The sequence below is a fragment of the Actinoplanes sp. L3-i22 genome (assembly GCF_019704555.1).
Classification (GTDB): domain Bacteria; phylum Actinomycetota; class Actinomycetes; order Mycobacteriales; family Micromonosporaceae; genus Actinoplanes.
In genome coordinates this window covers 3,385,451-3,400,409 of the sequence record NZ_AP024745.1, presented here as the reverse complement: position 1 = coordinate 3,400,409, position 14,959 = coordinate 3,385,451, and the positions used below count along the sequence as shown (strand labels likewise).

General features: G+C 72.0%; 12 protein-coding genes. 2 read left to right on the top strand and 10 right to left on the bottom strand.

Annotation, left to right across the window (positions count from 1 at the left end; genetic code table 11):
• Positions 1-337: 337 nt before the first annotated feature.
• Positions 338-1,339: a TerC family protein gene (locus tag L3i22_RS15020; protein ID WP_221327581.1), complete on the top strand. Its 1,002-nt coding sequence runs from the start codon at positions 338-340 to the stop codon at positions 1,337-1,339.
• 618 nt (positions 1,340-1,957) lie between these two features.
• Here L3i22_RS15020 and L3i22_RS15015 read toward each other — a convergent pair.
• From L3i22_RS15015 to L3i22_RS14975, 9 genes are all read right to left on the bottom strand, one after another.
• On the bottom strand, positions 1,958-2,197 hold the full coding sequence (locus L3i22_RS15015) for a hypothetical protein (protein WP_221327580.1): 240 nt from the start codon (positions 2,195-2,197) through the stop codon (positions 1,958-1,960).
• A 549-nt stretch (positions 2,198-2,746) separates the two neighbouring features.
• The gene (locus L3i22_RS15010; protein ID WP_221327579.1) at positions 2,747-5,515 is read right to left on the bottom strand and encodes a LuxR family transcriptional regulator; all 2,769 of its coding nucleotides are present in this window, start codon (positions 5,513-5,515) and stop codon (positions 2,747-2,749) included.
• Between the two features lie 71 nt (positions 5,516-5,586).
• Positions 5,587-6,210 carry a hypothetical protein gene (locus L3i22_RS15005; protein ID WP_221327578.1) on the bottom strand — a complete coding sequence of 208 codons (624 nt, stop codon included), beginning with the start codon at positions 6,208-6,210 and terminating at the stop codon, positions 5,587-5,589.
• Between the two features lie 20 nt (positions 6,211-6,230).
• Positions 6,231-7,472, bottom strand: coding sequence for an ABC transporter permease (locus L3i22_RS15000; RefSeq protein ID WP_221327577.1), 1,242 nt, complete (start codon positions 7,470-7,472; stop codon positions 6,231-6,233).
• The gene (locus L3i22_RS14995; RefSeq protein WP_221327576.1) at positions 7,469-8,329 is read right to left on the bottom strand and encodes an ABC transporter ATP-binding protein; all 861 of its coding nucleotides are present in this window, start codon (positions 8,327-8,329) and stop codon (positions 7,469-7,471) included. The genes L3i22_RS15000 and L3i22_RS14995 overlap by 4 nt, the downstream gene beginning before the upstream one ends.
• Positions 8,326-9,525 (bottom strand): efflux RND transporter periplasmic adaptor subunit, encoded by a 1,200-nt coding sequence (locus L3i22_RS14990; RefSeq protein WP_221327575.1) that lies wholly within the window; start codon positions 9,523-9,525, stop codon positions 8,326-8,328. Before L3i22_RS14990 ends, L3i22_RS14995 begins: the two co-directional genes overlap by 4 nt.
• Positions 9,526-9,622: 97 nt before the next feature.
• Complete coding sequence (locus L3i22_RS14985) at positions 9,623-11,122, bottom strand: cell wall metabolism sensor histidine kinase WalK (RefSeq protein ID WP_255658244.1); 1,500 nt, start codon at positions 11,120-11,122, stop codon at positions 9,623-9,625.
• On the bottom strand, positions 11,119-11,844 hold the full coding sequence (locus tag L3i22_RS14980) for a response regulator transcription factor (RefSeq protein WP_221327574.1): 726 nt from the start codon (positions 11,842-11,844) through the stop codon (positions 11,119-11,121). The genes L3i22_RS14985 and L3i22_RS14980 overlap by 4 nt, the downstream gene beginning before the upstream one ends.
• 75 nt (positions 11,845-11,919) lie before the next feature.
• Entirely contained in the window at positions 11,920-13,194 is a 1,275-nt protein-coding gene (locus tag L3i22_RS14975; protein ID WP_221327573.1) for an efflux RND transporter periplasmic adaptor subunit, read from the bottom strand.
• Between the two features lie 178 nt (positions 13,195-13,372).
• Between L3i22_RS14975 and L3i22_RS14970 the strand changes: the two genes are divergently transcribed.
• A complete protein-coding gene (locus L3i22_RS14970) occupies positions 13,373-13,981 on the top strand; it encodes a hypothetical protein (protein ID WP_255658241.1) in 609 nt (202 codons plus the stop codon).
• 72 nt (positions 13,982-14,053) lie between these two features.
• On the opposite strand, the gene L3i22_RS14965 is transcribed toward L3i22_RS14970, so the two are convergent.
• Positions 14,054-14,932: a hypothetical protein gene (locus L3i22_RS14965; RefSeq protein ID WP_221327572.1), complete on the bottom strand. Its 879-nt coding sequence runs from the start codon at positions 14,930-14,932 to the stop codon at positions 14,054-14,056.
• Positions 14,933-14,959: the final 27 nt, after the last annotated feature.

Genomic DNA, 14,959 nt, shown 5'->3' with positions numbered 1-14,959 from the left:
CGAGACGCTTCCGCGACGTTTCCGGGCTCGCGCAACGTTTCCGGGCTCGCGCAACGTTTCCGGGCTCGCGCAACGTTTCCGCGCTCGCGCTCCTTGTTCCGCGGCGCGCGGGGCGACGCACTCGGCGCGAAGCGCCGGACCGGCTCGGCGAGACGCTCTCCCCCATATTCACTCGGCGCGATTGCTCCGTACCGAAGGAAAAGCGAGCGGAGCCGGCGCCGGATCTGCCGCCGCAACCGGGCTGGGGGTCCTGCAGACCTGCGGAAACTCTCGGCGCACAGGGTTCTTCCAGGGAATTCAGGGCGTTCTTTGCAGGAACTTTGGGGATCCTTTGAGCATGCTTGAGGTCACCGCGCTCGGCTGGACCCTGACGATAGGTGTCATCGTCGCCCTGCTCGCCCTCGATTTGACCTTGGGGGTGTTGCGTCCGCACGTCGTCGGATTCCGCGAAGCCGCGGGTTGGTCGATCTTCTACATCGCCGTCGCTATCGCCTTCGGCGTCGTCTTCGCGAGCGTCGCCGGTTGGGGTTACGGCACCGAATATTTCGCCGGTTACATCGTCGAGAAGAGCCTGTCGGTCGACAATCTCTTCGTTTTCGTGATCATCATGAGCACGTTCGCCGTGCCCGAGCGCTACCAGCAGGAAGCGCTCACCTTCGGGATCATCATCGCCCTGGTGCTGCGCGTCGTCTTCATCGCGCTCGGGGCGACGCTGCTGAACATGTTCTCGTTCATGTTCCTGATCTTCGGGCTGATCCTGATCTACACCGCGGTGCAGTTGTTCCGGCACCGCGACGAGGACCCCAGCATCGAGGACAACGCACTGGTCAAAGCCGGTCGCCGGCTGCTCCCGGTGACCGAGGACTACGTCGACGGCAAGATGATCACCCGGGTCGACGGGAAGCGGATGGTCACCCCGCTGTTCCTGGTCCTGCTCGCGATCGGCAGCACCGACATCCTCTTCGCGCTCGACTCGATCCCCGCGGTCTTCGGCGTGACCGAGGAGGCCTACATCGTCTTCGTCGCGAACGCGTTCGCGCTGCTCGGCCTCCGCGCCCTGTTCTTCCTGGTCAAGGGCCTGCTGGACCGGCTGGTCTACCTGTCGACCGGGCTCTCGGTGATCCTCGCCTTCATCGGCGTGAAGCTGATCCTGCACTGGGCGCACAAGTCGCTGAGCGACGCGGTGCCCGAGGTCAGCACGCCGGTCTCCCTCGGGGTGATCATCGGCATCCTCGTCGTCACGACGGTCGCCAGCCTGATCAAATCCGGTCGCGATCCGTCGCAGAAGGCGCACGCCGGCAGCCTCCGCGCCCACCCGGAGCACCAGCCCCACGAGTGACCCCCGACATGGAACCGCCCCCGGCGCGACGTGCGCCGGGGGCGGTTGCGGGTCCACCCGCGCGCGGTCCGGGGACGGTCCGGACCAGCCGCGGTCACCCGCCGGGTCGTAGGGCCGACCCGGGGTCCAGTGTGGTGCTCCGGCAGCGGCGCCGCTGCCTTCGGAAAGACCAACTTCAAGAACTTCATGTCGTGCGTCCGCCGGGGTACAGACCGTCGCTCCCGCCGGGACCCCTGCGGGCTTCGCTGGCCGCTGGCGCGTCCATGACGCGAAGCCCTCCGGGGCGACGTCCGTGGCTGGGCACGGTTACTGCCAAACCCCGCGACGGGGACCGTGGCGGGAACGCGCCCACCTCGCGGGGTGACGATCACAGCCCGGGTGAGCACGCCCGCCACGCGAGGCGGCGATCACGACCCGGGTGAGCACGCCCACCTCGCCGGGCGGCGACCACGGCCCGAGTGCGCTCGCCCACCTCGCGGGGTGACGATCACGGCCCGGGTCGTTCGAGCGGCGGCCGCCGCTCGAACCTGGACGTTCCTGGCTCGCCGGCGCTCAAAACGCGGCACTGACTGCTCGGCCGTCTGACTGCTCGGCGGGGCTGGTCCGCGGATTAAATCGTCAGTGCTGGCCGACGCCCGACTGGACGGTGGAGTGGTAGCGGCGCTCGGCGTCCTGGCGGTTCAGGATGGCCTCGATCTCGCGGGTCTCCTCGGCGGTGTGCCGGCCCAGGACGAGGTCCAGTTCGGTCCGCTCGGCGGCGGTGCGGAAGGTGGCGAGCTCGGCCGACAGCTGACGGTGGGCGCGGCGCTCGGCGAGACGGTTCGAGATCGACGTACGGATTTCACGGATGAACGGCATCAGGCACTCCTTGACGGATAGTGACGGAGAAAGCCTCGTCGCTTCCGGGTACAACAGTGCCGCGCCTAGGCTTCATCCCCAAATCGACCAGGTAAAACCTGGAAGATGAAAGTGACCGCCACCACCGTATAGCGGTAACCCAGCTCACTCTCTGTCGTCAACTTCCTGGTCAGCGGAGTGTCGTGATCTCAGACACCGGGCGCCGGTTTTCCACAGTGCCGAGTTATCCACAGCCCGTCCGCGAGGCTCTCTGGTTTTCGCCACAATGGACGGCGCGGCCACTGCTTCAGCGAAGGCGACGATGGACAGGAGGTGATGCCGGCTGCGGTCAGGCGTGCTCCCGGCGAGTGGGGTCGGGCTCGCGGCGGGCATGGTCGGTGGCGGTGGCGCGGCGGTCGACGCAGCGCGCACGGCCGAGTTCGTGCGGCCCGCGCGGGCGGGATCAAACGGCCGCGCGGACAGGACCAGGCGGGCGCGCGGACAGGATCAGGCGGGGCGCGGACAGGACAAAGCGGGCGCTGCCAGGCGGGCCATGTCAGGCGGGCGGGGTCAGGCGGGGGAGGTGGGTTCGGGGAAGGGGCCGCCGTCGATGGCCTGGAGGCGGGAGGACAGCTGGGTGCGGGAGCGGACCCCCAGCTTGCGGTAGACGCGGGTCAGGGTCGCCTCGACGGTCTTGACGCTCAGGTACAACCGGGTGGCGATCTCGCGGTTGCTGGCGCCGTCCCGCACCATCGCGGCGATCCGCAGCTCGGTCGAGGTCAGGCCCTGTTCCGGGGCCAGGCTGCCCTCGGTGCGGGCCAGGGCACGCTCGGTCTCCTCCGCCCACGGGCGGGCGTCCGCCGACATGAAGATCGCCAGCGCGGCGCCGATCAGCAGCCGGGCGGCCGCGTACCGGCGCCGGCGGCGTTCCGCCCCGCCGGCGACCAGGAGCGCGTGGCCCTGCTCGACCGGCTGCCGCAGCTGCTCGAACAGGTGCGCGGCCGACGTCGACAGCTCGACCGCGGAGTCCGACTGGCCGCTCTCCGACTGGACGATCGCGGTCGCCCGGTCCAGGTAGCCGGCCAGCGCCGGGCTGCTGCCCAGCTGCTCGGCGGCCTTGCGGGCGTGGGCCAGCGTCTCCGCCGCCTCCACGTGCTCGCCGAGGGCGGCCAGCCCGGTGGCCAGGTCGGCGTGCCAGCGGACGATCATCGGGTCCGAGTTGCCGGCCTCGGCCTCCAGGTCGCGCAGCCGGCGCAGCGCCGCCACGCCGGCCCGGGTGTCGCCGGAGCGCAGGCCGGCCTGGCCCAGCGCGTGCAGGTTGCGCCGCAGGTAGAGGTTGTCGCCCTCCTGCTCGGACGCCCGGATGCCGCGCCGCGCGAACCCGGCGGCCGACGCCAGACTGCCGCCGGCCAGTTCCGCGACGGCGGCGGTGTACCAGGTCGGGCCCGGGCTCAGACCGGCCTCCTGGGCGGCCTGGACGGCGCGATGGGCGTACCGCAGCGCCTCCCGGCAGCGGCCGGCCCGCGTCGCCACCTCGGAGAGGCTGCGGAGCACCTCGACGCGGGCCTCGCCGATCCGGTCGTGTTCGGCGACCGCGAGCAGCCGGAGGAGTTCGGCGCGCGCCTCGTCGAGGCGGTCGTCGATCAGGGCGAAACGGGCGGCCATGTAGTGCGGGCCGTAGTGCAGCCAGTCCGGGGCCGGGGAGGCCGGCAGGGCCAGCGCACGGGCGAGCGAGTCGTGCCAGGCCGGCTCGCCGCGCATCCGCTGGATCTGGGCCAGGCTGCTCAGCGCCATCGCCTCGCTGGTCGCGTCGCCGGCCCGGCGGGCGATCTCGGCGGTGCTCCGGGCCTCGAAGGCGGCCCGGTCCGGCTCGCCGGTGATCATGGCCTGCCAGGTGAGTCGCAGGCGGACCGGGGCGAGCAGCGCGGGGTCGTCGCCGGCCTCGGCGAGGGCGGCGGCGAACATCTCGCCCATCTCGCCGAGCGCCTGACCGGCCAGGTCGATCAGGACGACGCGGGCGCGGACCCGGTGCCCGGCGGGCGCGTCGGCGGCGATCACGGCCTCGGCGGCGCGGCCGGCCAGCGCCGGGGCGCCGCCGGTGAGCGCGTTGCGGGCGGCCGCGACCAGCCAGTCGAGCCGGACGGTGGCCAGCTGGTGCGGCGACCGGTCGGCGGCGAGCAGGTAGAACTCGGCGGCGGTCCGGTCGGCGCCCCGCGCGGCGCACTGGCCGGCCGCGGCGGCCAGGCGGCGGGCGACCGCGGCGTCCGGGCGGGCGCTGCGCAGGGCCCGGTGCCGCAGCGCCTCCAGCGGGTCGAGCGCCGCCGCGGCCAGGGCGGCGTGCGTCCCGGCGCGCTCGCCGGCGCCGGTCTCCTCGACGAGCACCTGCGCGACCAGCGGCGGCGTGAAATGGATCGCCTCCCCGGACACGTCGACCACGCCCGCCGCGGCGGCCAGGCGCAGTTCCCGGTCGGCGTCGTCCCGGCCGGCCCGGCGCAGCAGGGTGACCGTCGGGTCGGTGGCCAGCGCGGCCACCAGCAGCGTCGCGTGGACCTCGGCGGAGAGCGGGCCGAGCAGGTCCCGGGCGAGGTCGCGGGCGGCCTCGGGCAGCGGCGCCGGGCGCCAGGCCGGGCCGTCGGCGCCGGTGCTGCCCAGGGCGAGGGCCAGGAACGGGTTGCCGGCGCTGGCCCGGTGCAGCCGGCTGGCGGTCCGGCAGGGCAGCCCGCGGGCCTCGAGCATGGCGGAGAGGTCGTCCGGCGCGAGCGGCGGCACGGCGATCTCGGTGACCGGGGCCGGGACGAGCCGGGCGGCGCGGCGGTGGCCGGTGAGGTCGGGGCGGCGCTCGGCGGCGACGGCCCGGATCCGGGCGCCGGGGCGGCGGCGCATCGCGAACGCGATCAGCGCGGCCGACTCCGGGTCGAGCCACTGCGCGTCGTCGAGGACCAGCAGCACCCCGGTGCTGCGGGCGCAGTGCGCGAGCAGGGCGGGCAGCAGCAGGCGCCGGGCCAGGGCGGGCACGCCGGTGCGGGGCGGCCGGCCCTGGCGCAGCGCGGCGAGCGCGTTGCGGGCGGCGGGTGCCAGGGCGGCGACCGCCTCCGGGGGGATCTGCCGGACGAGGTCGGCCATCCCCGCGTACGCCAAAGTTCTTTCGCCCCGGGCGGGCCGCAACCGGAGGATCAGCTCGCCGCGGGCCGCGGCCTGGTCGGCGACGGCATCGAGCAGGACGGTCTTGCCGATGCCGGGCGGCCCGTAGAGGGACAGCCCGCCACCCATGGTGAGGCGCGCGTCGATCTCCGCGAGCAACGACGCCCGGCCGTGCAGTGTCGGCGAGTCGCGCGACAAGCGCCACCCCCTAGGTTCTGAGCTGGGCCCAGCCTAGGGAGCGACGACCGCCCTCATCAATGCGTATTTCGTCACTTGGCCTGAGAAGTGACCGAAGTGGCGGTAACGGCACCGTCCGTGCCGGTCGCGCCCTTGACCGTGATCGCGTCGCCGGCCTTGACGTCGGTCAGCTTGCCCTTCTTGGCGGTCGCCACCGAGGTCTTGCCGTCGGTGTTGACCGTCACCACCGTGCCGTCCGTGGTCTGCACGTAGATCGTGGTGCCGCTGATCAGCTTGACCGTGCCCGTGGTGTCGGCCGCCGCGGCGGTCGTCCCGGTGCCGGTGCCGGTGCCGGTGCCCGTACCGGTCCCGGTCCCCGTCCCGGTTCCCTGGCCGCCGCCGAAGTTGCCGCCGCCCGGGAAGCCGCTGGCGCTCAGGCCGCTCGGGAAGCCGCCGCCGGTGCCGCGGGTGCCGCCGCCGAAGCCGGTGGCGGCGGTCGTGGTGGTCCCCCACTGCTTCTGCGAGTAGATCCCGCCGAGGAAGCCACCCATCAGCAGTACGGCCACGCCCAGCCCGATCGTGCCCTTGTTCCACCACTTCTTGGGCGCGACCGCGGCGAGCTCCCGGGCCAGGCCGTCGTGGTCCGGGTCGTCCGGCTCGATCGGGTCGACGCCGGGCCCCGAGACGGTCGGCAGGAGGGCGGTCTCGTCGTTCATCCGGTTCACAGCTTCAGTCCTCACTCGTAGCGCAGCGCGTCGATGGGACGCAGGCGGGCGGCGCGGGCGGCGGGCAGGCCGCCGAAGAACAGCCCGATCGCGACGGACACACCGACGGCGAGCCCGATCGAACTGGGCACGATCACCGGTTTCACGCCGACGATCGTGAAATGGCTGCCGATCAGGGCGGCGGCCACGCCGAGGGCGCCGCCGAGCACACTCAGCAGGGTCGCCTCGATCAGGAACTGGGTCAGGATCACCCGGCGGGGTGCGCCGAGCGCCTTGCGGATGCCGATCTCCCGGGTCCGCTCGGTCACCGTGACCAGCATGATGTTGGTGATGCCGATGCCGCCGACCAGCAGACTGATCGCGGCCACCGCCCCGAGCAGGGTGGTGAACGTGTCGGCGGTCTCGGTCTGCGTCTCCAGCAGCGAGGAGGCGTTCTGGATCCGGTACGGCGTGCTGCTGGTGCCGCTGTTGCCGCCACTGCCGCTACGGGACGAGGAGGTCGTCGACTTCACGTTCAGCTGCTGGTTGAGGATCGTGGAGACCTCGCTCTGCACCGCGTCGACCTTGTCCGGGTCCTTGGCCTCGACGATGATCGAGGTGAGCGAGCCGTAGCCGGCCAGGACCTGCTGCACCGCGGTGAGCGGGGCGACCGCGGTGTCGTTGGAGTCCTGGAAGCCGGTGGAGCTCTTCTCCTTCAGCACGCCGACCACGGTGAACAGCGCGCCGCTCACGGTGACCTGCTTGTCGATCGGGTCGATGCCGGGGAACAGCTCCTCGGCGACGGTCTGCCCGATCACCACGACCCGGCGGCCCTGGGTGACGTCGTCCTCGGTGAACGACGCGCCCTTCTCGACCGGGGTGCTGGACGCGCCGAACCAGTCCTTCGTGGTGCCGACGAACGTGCTGACCGAGTGGTCGGTGCCCTCGTACGTCATGGTCGCCGACGACGCGCTCACCACCGGCGAGACCGACTTGATGTCCGGGGCGAGCTCCGGGTTGATCAGCGCGTCGGACATCTTCTTGGTCAGGGCGGTGCTGGACGACCCGCCGCGGCCGGTGCTCATCACGGTGATCGTGTTGGTGCCCAGCGCCTCGATCCGGTCGCTGATCGCCTTGGCCGAGCCGTTGCCGACCGCGACCAGCAGGATCACCGCGGCGACACCGATCAGGATGCCGAGCATGGTGAGCGCCGAGCGCAGCTTGTTCGCCGAGAGCCCGCGCAAAGAGAACCGGATTACCTCGAAAAAGCTCATGCGTTGTGCCGCCCGACCGGGGGTGCGTAGGGGGACGCCGAGCCGTAGGTGGTGCCGGTGGGCCCGGACGCCCGGGCCACGGTGCCGTGCCCGGCCGCGAGGTGACCGGCGGCCACCCCCTGCACCTTGGCGTGCGCCGCGGCCGCGCCGACCGGCGCGAGCTCGATCGGGGACTGCCGCACGTCGGTCACGATCGAGCCGTCGACCAGGCGGATCAGCCGCTTGGCGCGGGCGCCGACCTCGTCCTCGTGCGTGATGATCACGATGGTCCGGCCGGCCGCGCTCAGGTCGTCGAAGACCTGCAGCACGTCGTCGGTGGACTTGCTGTCCAGGTTGCCGGTGGGCTCGTCGGCGAGCAGCAGGGCCGGCTCGGTGACCAGCGCCCGGGCCACCGCGACCCGCTGCTGCTGACCGCCGGAGAGCTGGTTCGGCTCGTGCCCGGCCCGGTCGGCGAGGCCGACGATGTCCAGCGCGGCCATCGCCCGCCGGCGGCGCTCCTTGGGTTTGACCCCGGCGTACGCGAGCGGCAGCTCCACGTTGGCCACCGCCGTCGTACGGGGAATGAGGTTGAAGGCCTGGAAGATGAATCCGATGAGCCGGTTGCGGGCGAGCGCGAGCTGGCTGTCCGAGAGGGTGCCCACCTCCACGCCGTCCAGCTTGTACGACCCGAAGGTGGGGACGTCCAGCGCGCCGAGGATGTTCATCAGGGTCGACTTGCCGGAGCCGGACGAGCCCATGATGGCGACGTAGTCACCGCGGTAGACGGTCATCGACGCGCCGCGCAGGGCGTGCACGGTGGCCTCGCCCGTACCGTAGATCTTCTTGAGGTCTTGCACCTCGAGGACCGGCCGGCTCATCGTCCGCCACCCGGTGCCGCGCCGCCGCCGAAGTTGCCGCCGCCGCCGAAGTTCCCGCCACCGGCGCCGAAGCCCGCGCCACCCTGCTGGGTGCTGCTGCCGCTGCTGGTCGAGGTGGTCTTGACGACCACGCTCTCGCCCGCGGTCAGGCCGGAGGTGATCTCGGTGGTCGAGTCGCCCTCCAGGCCGATCTCGACCGAGCGGTTCTCCTGCGTGCCGTTGGCGACCACGGTCACCGTGTGCCGGTTGCCGGCCGTGGTGATCGCCGCCGAGTTGACCGCGACGACGTTCTCCTTGGAGCCGGTGGTGACCACGACCGAGACGGTCTGGCCGACCTTGACGCCGGTCGGCACCTTGTCCAGGGTCAGCGTGACGCCGTAGGTGACCACGCTGTTCGAGGTCGAGCCGGACGGGTCGATCGCGGTGACCTTGGCGGTCTCGCTGGTGCCGCTGAGCGCGTTCCAGGTGACCGTGGCGGCCTGCTTCTCCTTGAGCTTGGTGGCGTCCGCCTCGGCGAAGCTCGCGGCGACCTGCATCTTGGTCAGGTCGGCGATCTCGATGAAGCCGGTCGACGAGGACGACGAGGACGAGCTGGTGGAGCCACCGCCCTGCGAGCCGCCGGAGGAGCCGCTCGACGAGGACGACCCGGTGCCGGAGGCCGAGCTGCCGACCGTGCCACCGACCGAGGTGACGGTGCCGGCCATCGGCGCCTTCAGCACCGTGCCGGTGACCCCGGCCTCGGCGTCCGTGACGGCGAGCTCGGCCGAGTCGACCGAGTTCTGCGCGTCGGTGGTGTCCGAGCCGGCGCTCTCGGCGCGGTCCAGCGAGTCGTTCGCGGCGTCCAGGTTCGCCTCGGCCTCGGCCAGGGTCCGCTTGGCCGCGGCCGGGTCGACCTTCGCCAGCACCTGGCCCTTCTTGACCTTGTCGCCGACCTTGACGCTGATCGCGGTGACCGTGCCACTGGTCTCGAAACTGGCGCTGGCGGTGCTCGCGCTCTCCACGGTGCCGTCCGCGGTCACGGTCTTGGTGACCGTGCCCGTCTGGACCGAGACCGTGCGTTCGGAGGCAACGGCGGCCGTTCCCCCGTCATCGGAGGAGGAAAATGTCTCGTACACCGTGATGGCCCCGGCGACGAGCACGACGCCGATCACGGCGTTGACCACCAAAGACGGGTGGCGGCTCAGGCGTACCTTCATGCCGCACACTCTCGGGGTGCGGCCTTGGAGGAGATTCGGCGGAACCTCGGAGCCAGCTTTGAATCTCTGCGCCGAGTGACTCTTTCCGAAAGCGTCTTCAGAAAGCGTCGCTGATCGCCGGCAGCAGGACCCGGAAGGTCGCCCCGCCGCCGGGCGTCTCGTGCAGCTCGATCCAGCCGCCGTGACCCTGCACTATCGCCGCGACGATGGCCAGGCCCAGCCCGGATCCGCCGCCCCTGGCCCGGTTCCGGCTCTGATCCGCGCGGTACAGCCGCTCGAAGATCCGCGGCGCGTGCTCGGCCGGGACGCCCGGCCCGTCGTCCTCGATCTCCAGCACCGCCACCGGCAAACCTTCACTGACGGTGATCGGTCCGGAGCACGCCGCAGCGCCCTCGGCCCGGCCGGCGAGCTGATGCCCGACCCGGACCGTGACCTGGGTGCCGGCCGGCGTGTGGTTGAGCGCGTTGGCGACCAGGTTGGTGGCCACCTGCCGCAGCCCGTGGTCGTCGCCGAGCACGGTGGCCGGCTCGAACGTCTCCTCGTCGTCGCTGAGCCCGGAGAGCAGCACCTTGCGCCCGGGCACCCGCGCGTGCGCGTCCCGGATGGTGTCGGCGGCGATCTCCAGCAGGTCGATCCGGCGCAGCTCCCGGGTGCGCTGCTGGTCCAGGCGGGCCAGCATCAGCAGGTCCTCGACGAGCACGCCCATCCGGGCCGCCTCGGCCTCGATCCGGCTCATCGTCTCGTCCAGCATCTCGCCGGGCGGGGCGCCGCCGCGCCGGTACAGCTCGGCGAAGCCGCGGATCGAGGTGAGCGGGGTGCGCAGCTCGTGCGAGGCGTCCGCGACGAACTGCCGGAGCCGCTGCTCGGACGCGGTCCGGGCGCGGGCCTCGCCCTCGATCCGGGCGAGCATCGAGTTGAGCGCCAGGCCGAGCCGGCCGGGCTCGGTGTGCGGGTCGGCGCCGGGCACCCGCTGGGAGAGATCACCGCCGGAGATGTCCGCGGCCGTGTGCTCCATCTCGGTGAGCGGGCGCAGTCCGATCCGGACCACCCAGGCGGCGCCCAGCCCGAGCAACGCCAGGATCAGCAGCATCACGCCGGCGTCGATGGTCAGCAGCTGGTCGGTGGTCTGCCGCACCTCGTCGAGCGAGGAGCCGAACAGGGCGTAGCCGCCGGTCTCGCCGACCGGGATGGCGATCACCCGCCAGTCGGTGCCGTTCGGGCTGGAGATCGTGTACGGCTTCGGGGCCGCGGCCCGCGCCGCCAGCTCGGTGAACGGCGGGATGGCCGGGCGGGAGGTGTCGGCCGGGGTGGTGCGCGCCGTGTCCAGGGTGCCGTCGGCCAGATACAGATAGGTGATCTGATCCGGCCCGACCCGGAAGAACCGGTTCCGGGGTACGACGTTGCCCTCCGGCTGCTGCGTCGCGAACCGGGTCATGCCGGTGAGCTGCTGATCGATCCGGTCCTGCAGGTAGTAGCGGATCAGCAGGAAACCGGCGACGTTCGCGGCGACCAGGGCGATCGCGGCGAGGATGCCGACCACCAGGACGAGACGGGACCGAAGCGTCCAGCGACTCCACGGCAATCGGCGCCGGATCACTCTTCTCCGCTGCGGGGCAGTCTCAAGGCGTACCCCACTCCCCGGACGGTGTGGATCAGTGCCGGCTCGGTCTTGTCGATCTTCCGGCGCAGATAGTAGACGTACGACTCGACGATCCGCCCGTCCCCGCCGAAGTCGTACTTCCACACCCGGTCCAGGATCTGGGCCTTGGACACCACTCGACCGGCGTTGATCATCAGGTAGCGGAGCAGGTTGAACTCCGTCGGCGACAGCTCGATCAGACGGCCCGCCCGGCGTACCTCGTGAGCGTCCTCGTCCAATTCCAGGTCGGCGTACCGGAACACCCCGGTGTCCGGTTTCGGTTCCTCCGGCTGGCTGCGCCGCAGGATCGCGCGGATTCGTAGCACGACCTCCTCGAGGCTGAACGGCTTGGTGACGTAGTCGTCGGCACCGGCCGAGAGCCCCAGGATCCGGTCCTCGACCGCGTCACGTGCGGTGAGGAAGAGCACCGGGGTCCGCGACCCGGCGGCGCGCAGCCGCCGGGCGACCTCGAACCCGTCCACGTCCGGCAGCATCACGTCGAGCACGATCAGGTCGGGCTCGAACTCGGCCACCGCCACCAGGGCGGAGTGCCCGGTCTCGGCGACCCGGACGTCGAAGGCGACGAGCCGCAGCGTCTGGCTGAGCAGCGCGGAGATGTTCGGCTCGTCGTCCACGACGAGAACGCGGGTGGCCCGCGCCGACGTGTCACCGACGGTCATGGAGTAACGGGTTTCGGAAAGCACCGCAAAGATTTATCAACGTTTTCTTTGAATCAGCTATGAGACCGCTGTCTTTTACCAGGAGCGGGACACCACGTCACCCTCCGTCAACCCAGAGGTGATCTCAGTGTACTGGTCGCCGCGGAGGCCGATCTCCACCTTCGCCTCGGTGCCGCCCTTCTGCACGGTGGCCGACGTCCCGGAGACGTCGTGCACCGCCGTGCTGGGCACCCGCACCACGTCCGCCTTGCTGCCGGTGGTCACCTTCACCTGCGCGCTCTGCCCGACCAGCAGGTCCTTGGGCGCGTCGACGAAGGAGAGCACCACGCCGAACGTGGTCAGGGTGCCGTCGCTGGTCCCGACCGGGTCGACCACCACCAGGGTGGCGTCGAAGGTCTCGCCCGGCTTGTCGGCCAGGGTGATCACCGCCTTCTGCTTGACCGCCAGGTGATCCGCGTCGGCCTCCGGGAAGGAGGCGGTGATCTGCATGTCGTAGATGTCGGCCAGGGTGATGAACGCCGACCCGGAGCTGACCTGGCTGCCGACCTTGCCGCTGACGGTGAGGATCCGGCCGGCGATCGGCGCGGTGATGGTGGCGCCGTCCAGGGCGTCCTCGGCCTCGTCCAGGGCGACCTCGGCCGAGTTGACCCGCTGCTGCGCGCTGAGGATGGCGTCGGTGCTGCTGTTCTGGCTGCCGCCCTGCTGGCCGCCGCCGCTGCTGGTGCCGCTCCCGGAACACGTGCCGGTGCCGGAGCCCGTACCGGTGCCGGTCTTGCCGCCGCTGGTGGTCTTGGTCGCGGTGGGCTTGGTGGTCGCGGTCTTGGTGGCCGTCGCCGACGGGCTCGCCGTGGCGGTCGCGCTGGGCGACGCCGAGGCGCTCGCGGTCGCGGTCGGCGTGGCGGTCGTCTGCAACCGGTACGCGGCGGCCGCGTTGCACCCGGTGGTCGACGTGGACGTCGTCGAACTCGCGTTCTCCGCCGTGTCGAGCGCGTCCTCGGCGGTGTCCAGCGCGTCCTGCGCGTCGGTGACCGCCTGCTTCGCGTCGGTGTCGTCGACCGTGGCGAGGGCCTGGCCGGCGGTCACCGTCGTACCGGCGCGGACCTTGACCGTCTCGACCGTGCCGTCCACCGCGAACGACAGGCTGCGGGTCTGCGCCGCCGCCAGCGTCCCGGTGGTGGCCACCTCGGTGGTCACCGCGCCCTTGTCCACCGCGACGGTCTCGGCCGCCTTCGACTCCTCGGCGCCGTCCGCCGTCAGCGCACGCACCACGCCATAGGCGAGCAACGCGAGCACGACGACCGCAACGCCGAGCCAGATCCATCGCCGGCGACCGGCCAGTACAACACCCATGGTCAGGGAGTGTGGCCAGTCGTCCTCGCCGCGGGCTCGGTCCTGCCTCGGAGTTCCCTAGGAGCTCCGGGAGCGGCCTCAAAGGCAATTCCTAGGCTGGTCCGACCTTGCGCATAGGAACGCCGGGTTTCCTTTGCCGTCGTGCCCGCCCGAGCAAAAAGGAGGCGGGTCCGTGTCGATGGAGGAGACGCCTGTGCCGGTGAACAAGTCGAAGGTGGCCCGCCGGGCCGCGGCGTGCGCGGCGGTGGCGTTCGTTTCGGTCGCTTTCACCGCGGCGTGCGGCAGCAAGGACGACAGCAGCTCGGCAAGCGGCACGACCGGCCAGAACGGCGGCGGCAACAACGCGGCGTTCACGGCGTACACCGACTGCCTCGCGAAGAACGGCGTCACGATCACGATGCCGTCCGGCGGCACCGGCATGCGTCCCTCCGGCGGTGCCCGGCCCTCCTTCGCCGGGCGGGCCTCCGGTGAGCCCCGGCCCTCCGGCAGCGCCGGAGCCCGTGGCGGCGGCGGCTTCCCCGGTGGCGGCGGCGGCTTCCAGAAGCCGGACAACGTGGACGACGCGACCTGGCAGAAGGCCCAGGAGGCGTGCGCCTCGGTGCGGCCCAGCTTCGGCGGCGGCAACGGCCGGGGCAACGGCGGCGGCGGCGCGAACGCGGCGTACACCGACTGCCTCAAGAAGAACGGCGTGACCGACACCGCGAACCTGAACACGTCGGACGCCACCACCAAGAAGGCGATCGAGACCTGCAAGGTGCTGCAGCCGACAGCCACCGCCACCTCGTAACCCACCACCAGACCACCGTGCCGGCATCGTTCGTCCCCCCGTCGTGACGATGCCGGCACGGTCGTTCTCGTTTCAAAGACCACCGATTTCCGGGTACGGAGGATCCGCCCCGCCCGTCGCCACGATGCGCTCCATCACCTCGCGCGGCAGGCCCGGGTTGCTCGCGGCCGACTCGGCGGTCACCTCGTCGGCCAGCAGTTCCAGCACCCGCGCGACGCTCAGCCGCCCGTCGGCCGCGGCCCGGGCACGGACCCACGGATGCTCGTCCCGGCTCAGCCGGTCGATCAGCTCCGCCGACGCTCCCGGATCCATCGGGACCAGGGCGCGGGCCTCCCAGTCCGGCGAATCGGCGTGCCGGACCAGGTCGGTCCGCGGAAACGCCGGATGCCGCAGCAGCTCGTCCCGTTTGATCGAGCGGCTCTCCAGAAACGCGCGGAGCACCACGTCGCCGGGTGCGTCCGCGGGCAGGCCGCCGAACCGCGGCGCCGCCGCCGGCCCGACCTCCTGCGGCTCCCTGCGCCCGGTGACGGGATGGTCGAGAGTGGCCAGGACGGCGCCCGCCACGTCAGGCAGCGAGTCCGAGATCCACAGGCGGCGCCACACCCGGCGGTCCGGATCGGTGGCCAGCCGCCGGTACGCCTCGGCGGGCATCGGCTCGGACGGCCCCTCCGGCCCGGCCGCGAGCGCGATGCGCACCGTGACGTCCGGATCGTCCACCAGGCGGGCTCGCTGCGCGCCGGAACTGTGCCAGGACCGGGCCAGCTTCGCGCGGATCGCCGGATCGGGGTGGGCGGCGACGGCGGCGAACGACGCGTCGGTCCACCGGTCGCGGCTCGTGATCAGCCAACCGGGGAGCCAGCTCGCCGACCCGGGGTGGTCGAGCACCCGGCGGAAGAGGTCGTCGGGGATTGCCGGGTTCGTCCCCAGGCCGCGCAGGCGGGCCAGGTGCACGTCTTCGACGTTCAGGATTCCTCCACA

What these genes read in the sequence shown, in the direction of transcription:
- L3i22_RS14990 (WP_221327575.1), bottom strand. Translation starts at nt 9,525, where the DNA reads ATGAAGGTACGCCTGAGCCGCCACCCGTCTTTGGTGGTCAACGCCGTG.
- L3i22_RS15000 (WP_221327577.1), bottom strand. Translation starts at nt 7,472, where the DNA reads ATGAGCTTTTTCGAGGTAATCCGGTTCTCTTTGCGCGGGCTCTCGGCG.
- L3i22_RS14995 (WP_221327576.1), bottom strand. Translation starts at nt 8,329, where the DNA reads ATGAGCCGGCCGGTCCTCGAGGTGCAAGACCTCAAGAAGATCTACGGT.
- L3i22_RS14975 (WP_221327573.1), bottom strand. Translation starts at nt 13,194, where the DNA reads ATGGGTGTTGTACTGGCCGGTCGCCGGCGATGGATCTGGCTCGGCGTT.
- L3i22_RS15015 (WP_221327580.1), bottom strand. Translation starts at nt 2,197, where the DNA reads ATGCCGTTCATCCGTGAAATCCGTACGTCGATCTCGAACCGTCTCGCC.
- L3i22_RS15020 (WP_221327581.1), top strand. Translation starts at nt 338, where the DNA reads ATGCTTGAGGTCACCGCGCTCGGCTGGACCCTGACGATAGGTGTCATC.
- L3i22_RS15005 (WP_221327578.1), bottom strand. Translation starts at nt 6,210, where the DNA reads ATGAACGACGAGACCGCCCTCCTGCCGACCGTCTCGGGGCCCGGCGTC.
- L3i22_RS14970 (WP_255658241.1), top strand. Translation starts at nt 13,373, where the DNA reads ATGGAGGAGACGCCTGTGCCGGTGAACAAGTCGAAGGTGGCCCGCCGG.
- L3i22_RS14980 (WP_221327574.1), bottom strand. Translation starts at nt 11,844, where the DNA reads ATGACCGTCGGTGACACGTCGGCGCGGGCCACCCGCGTTCTCGTCGTG.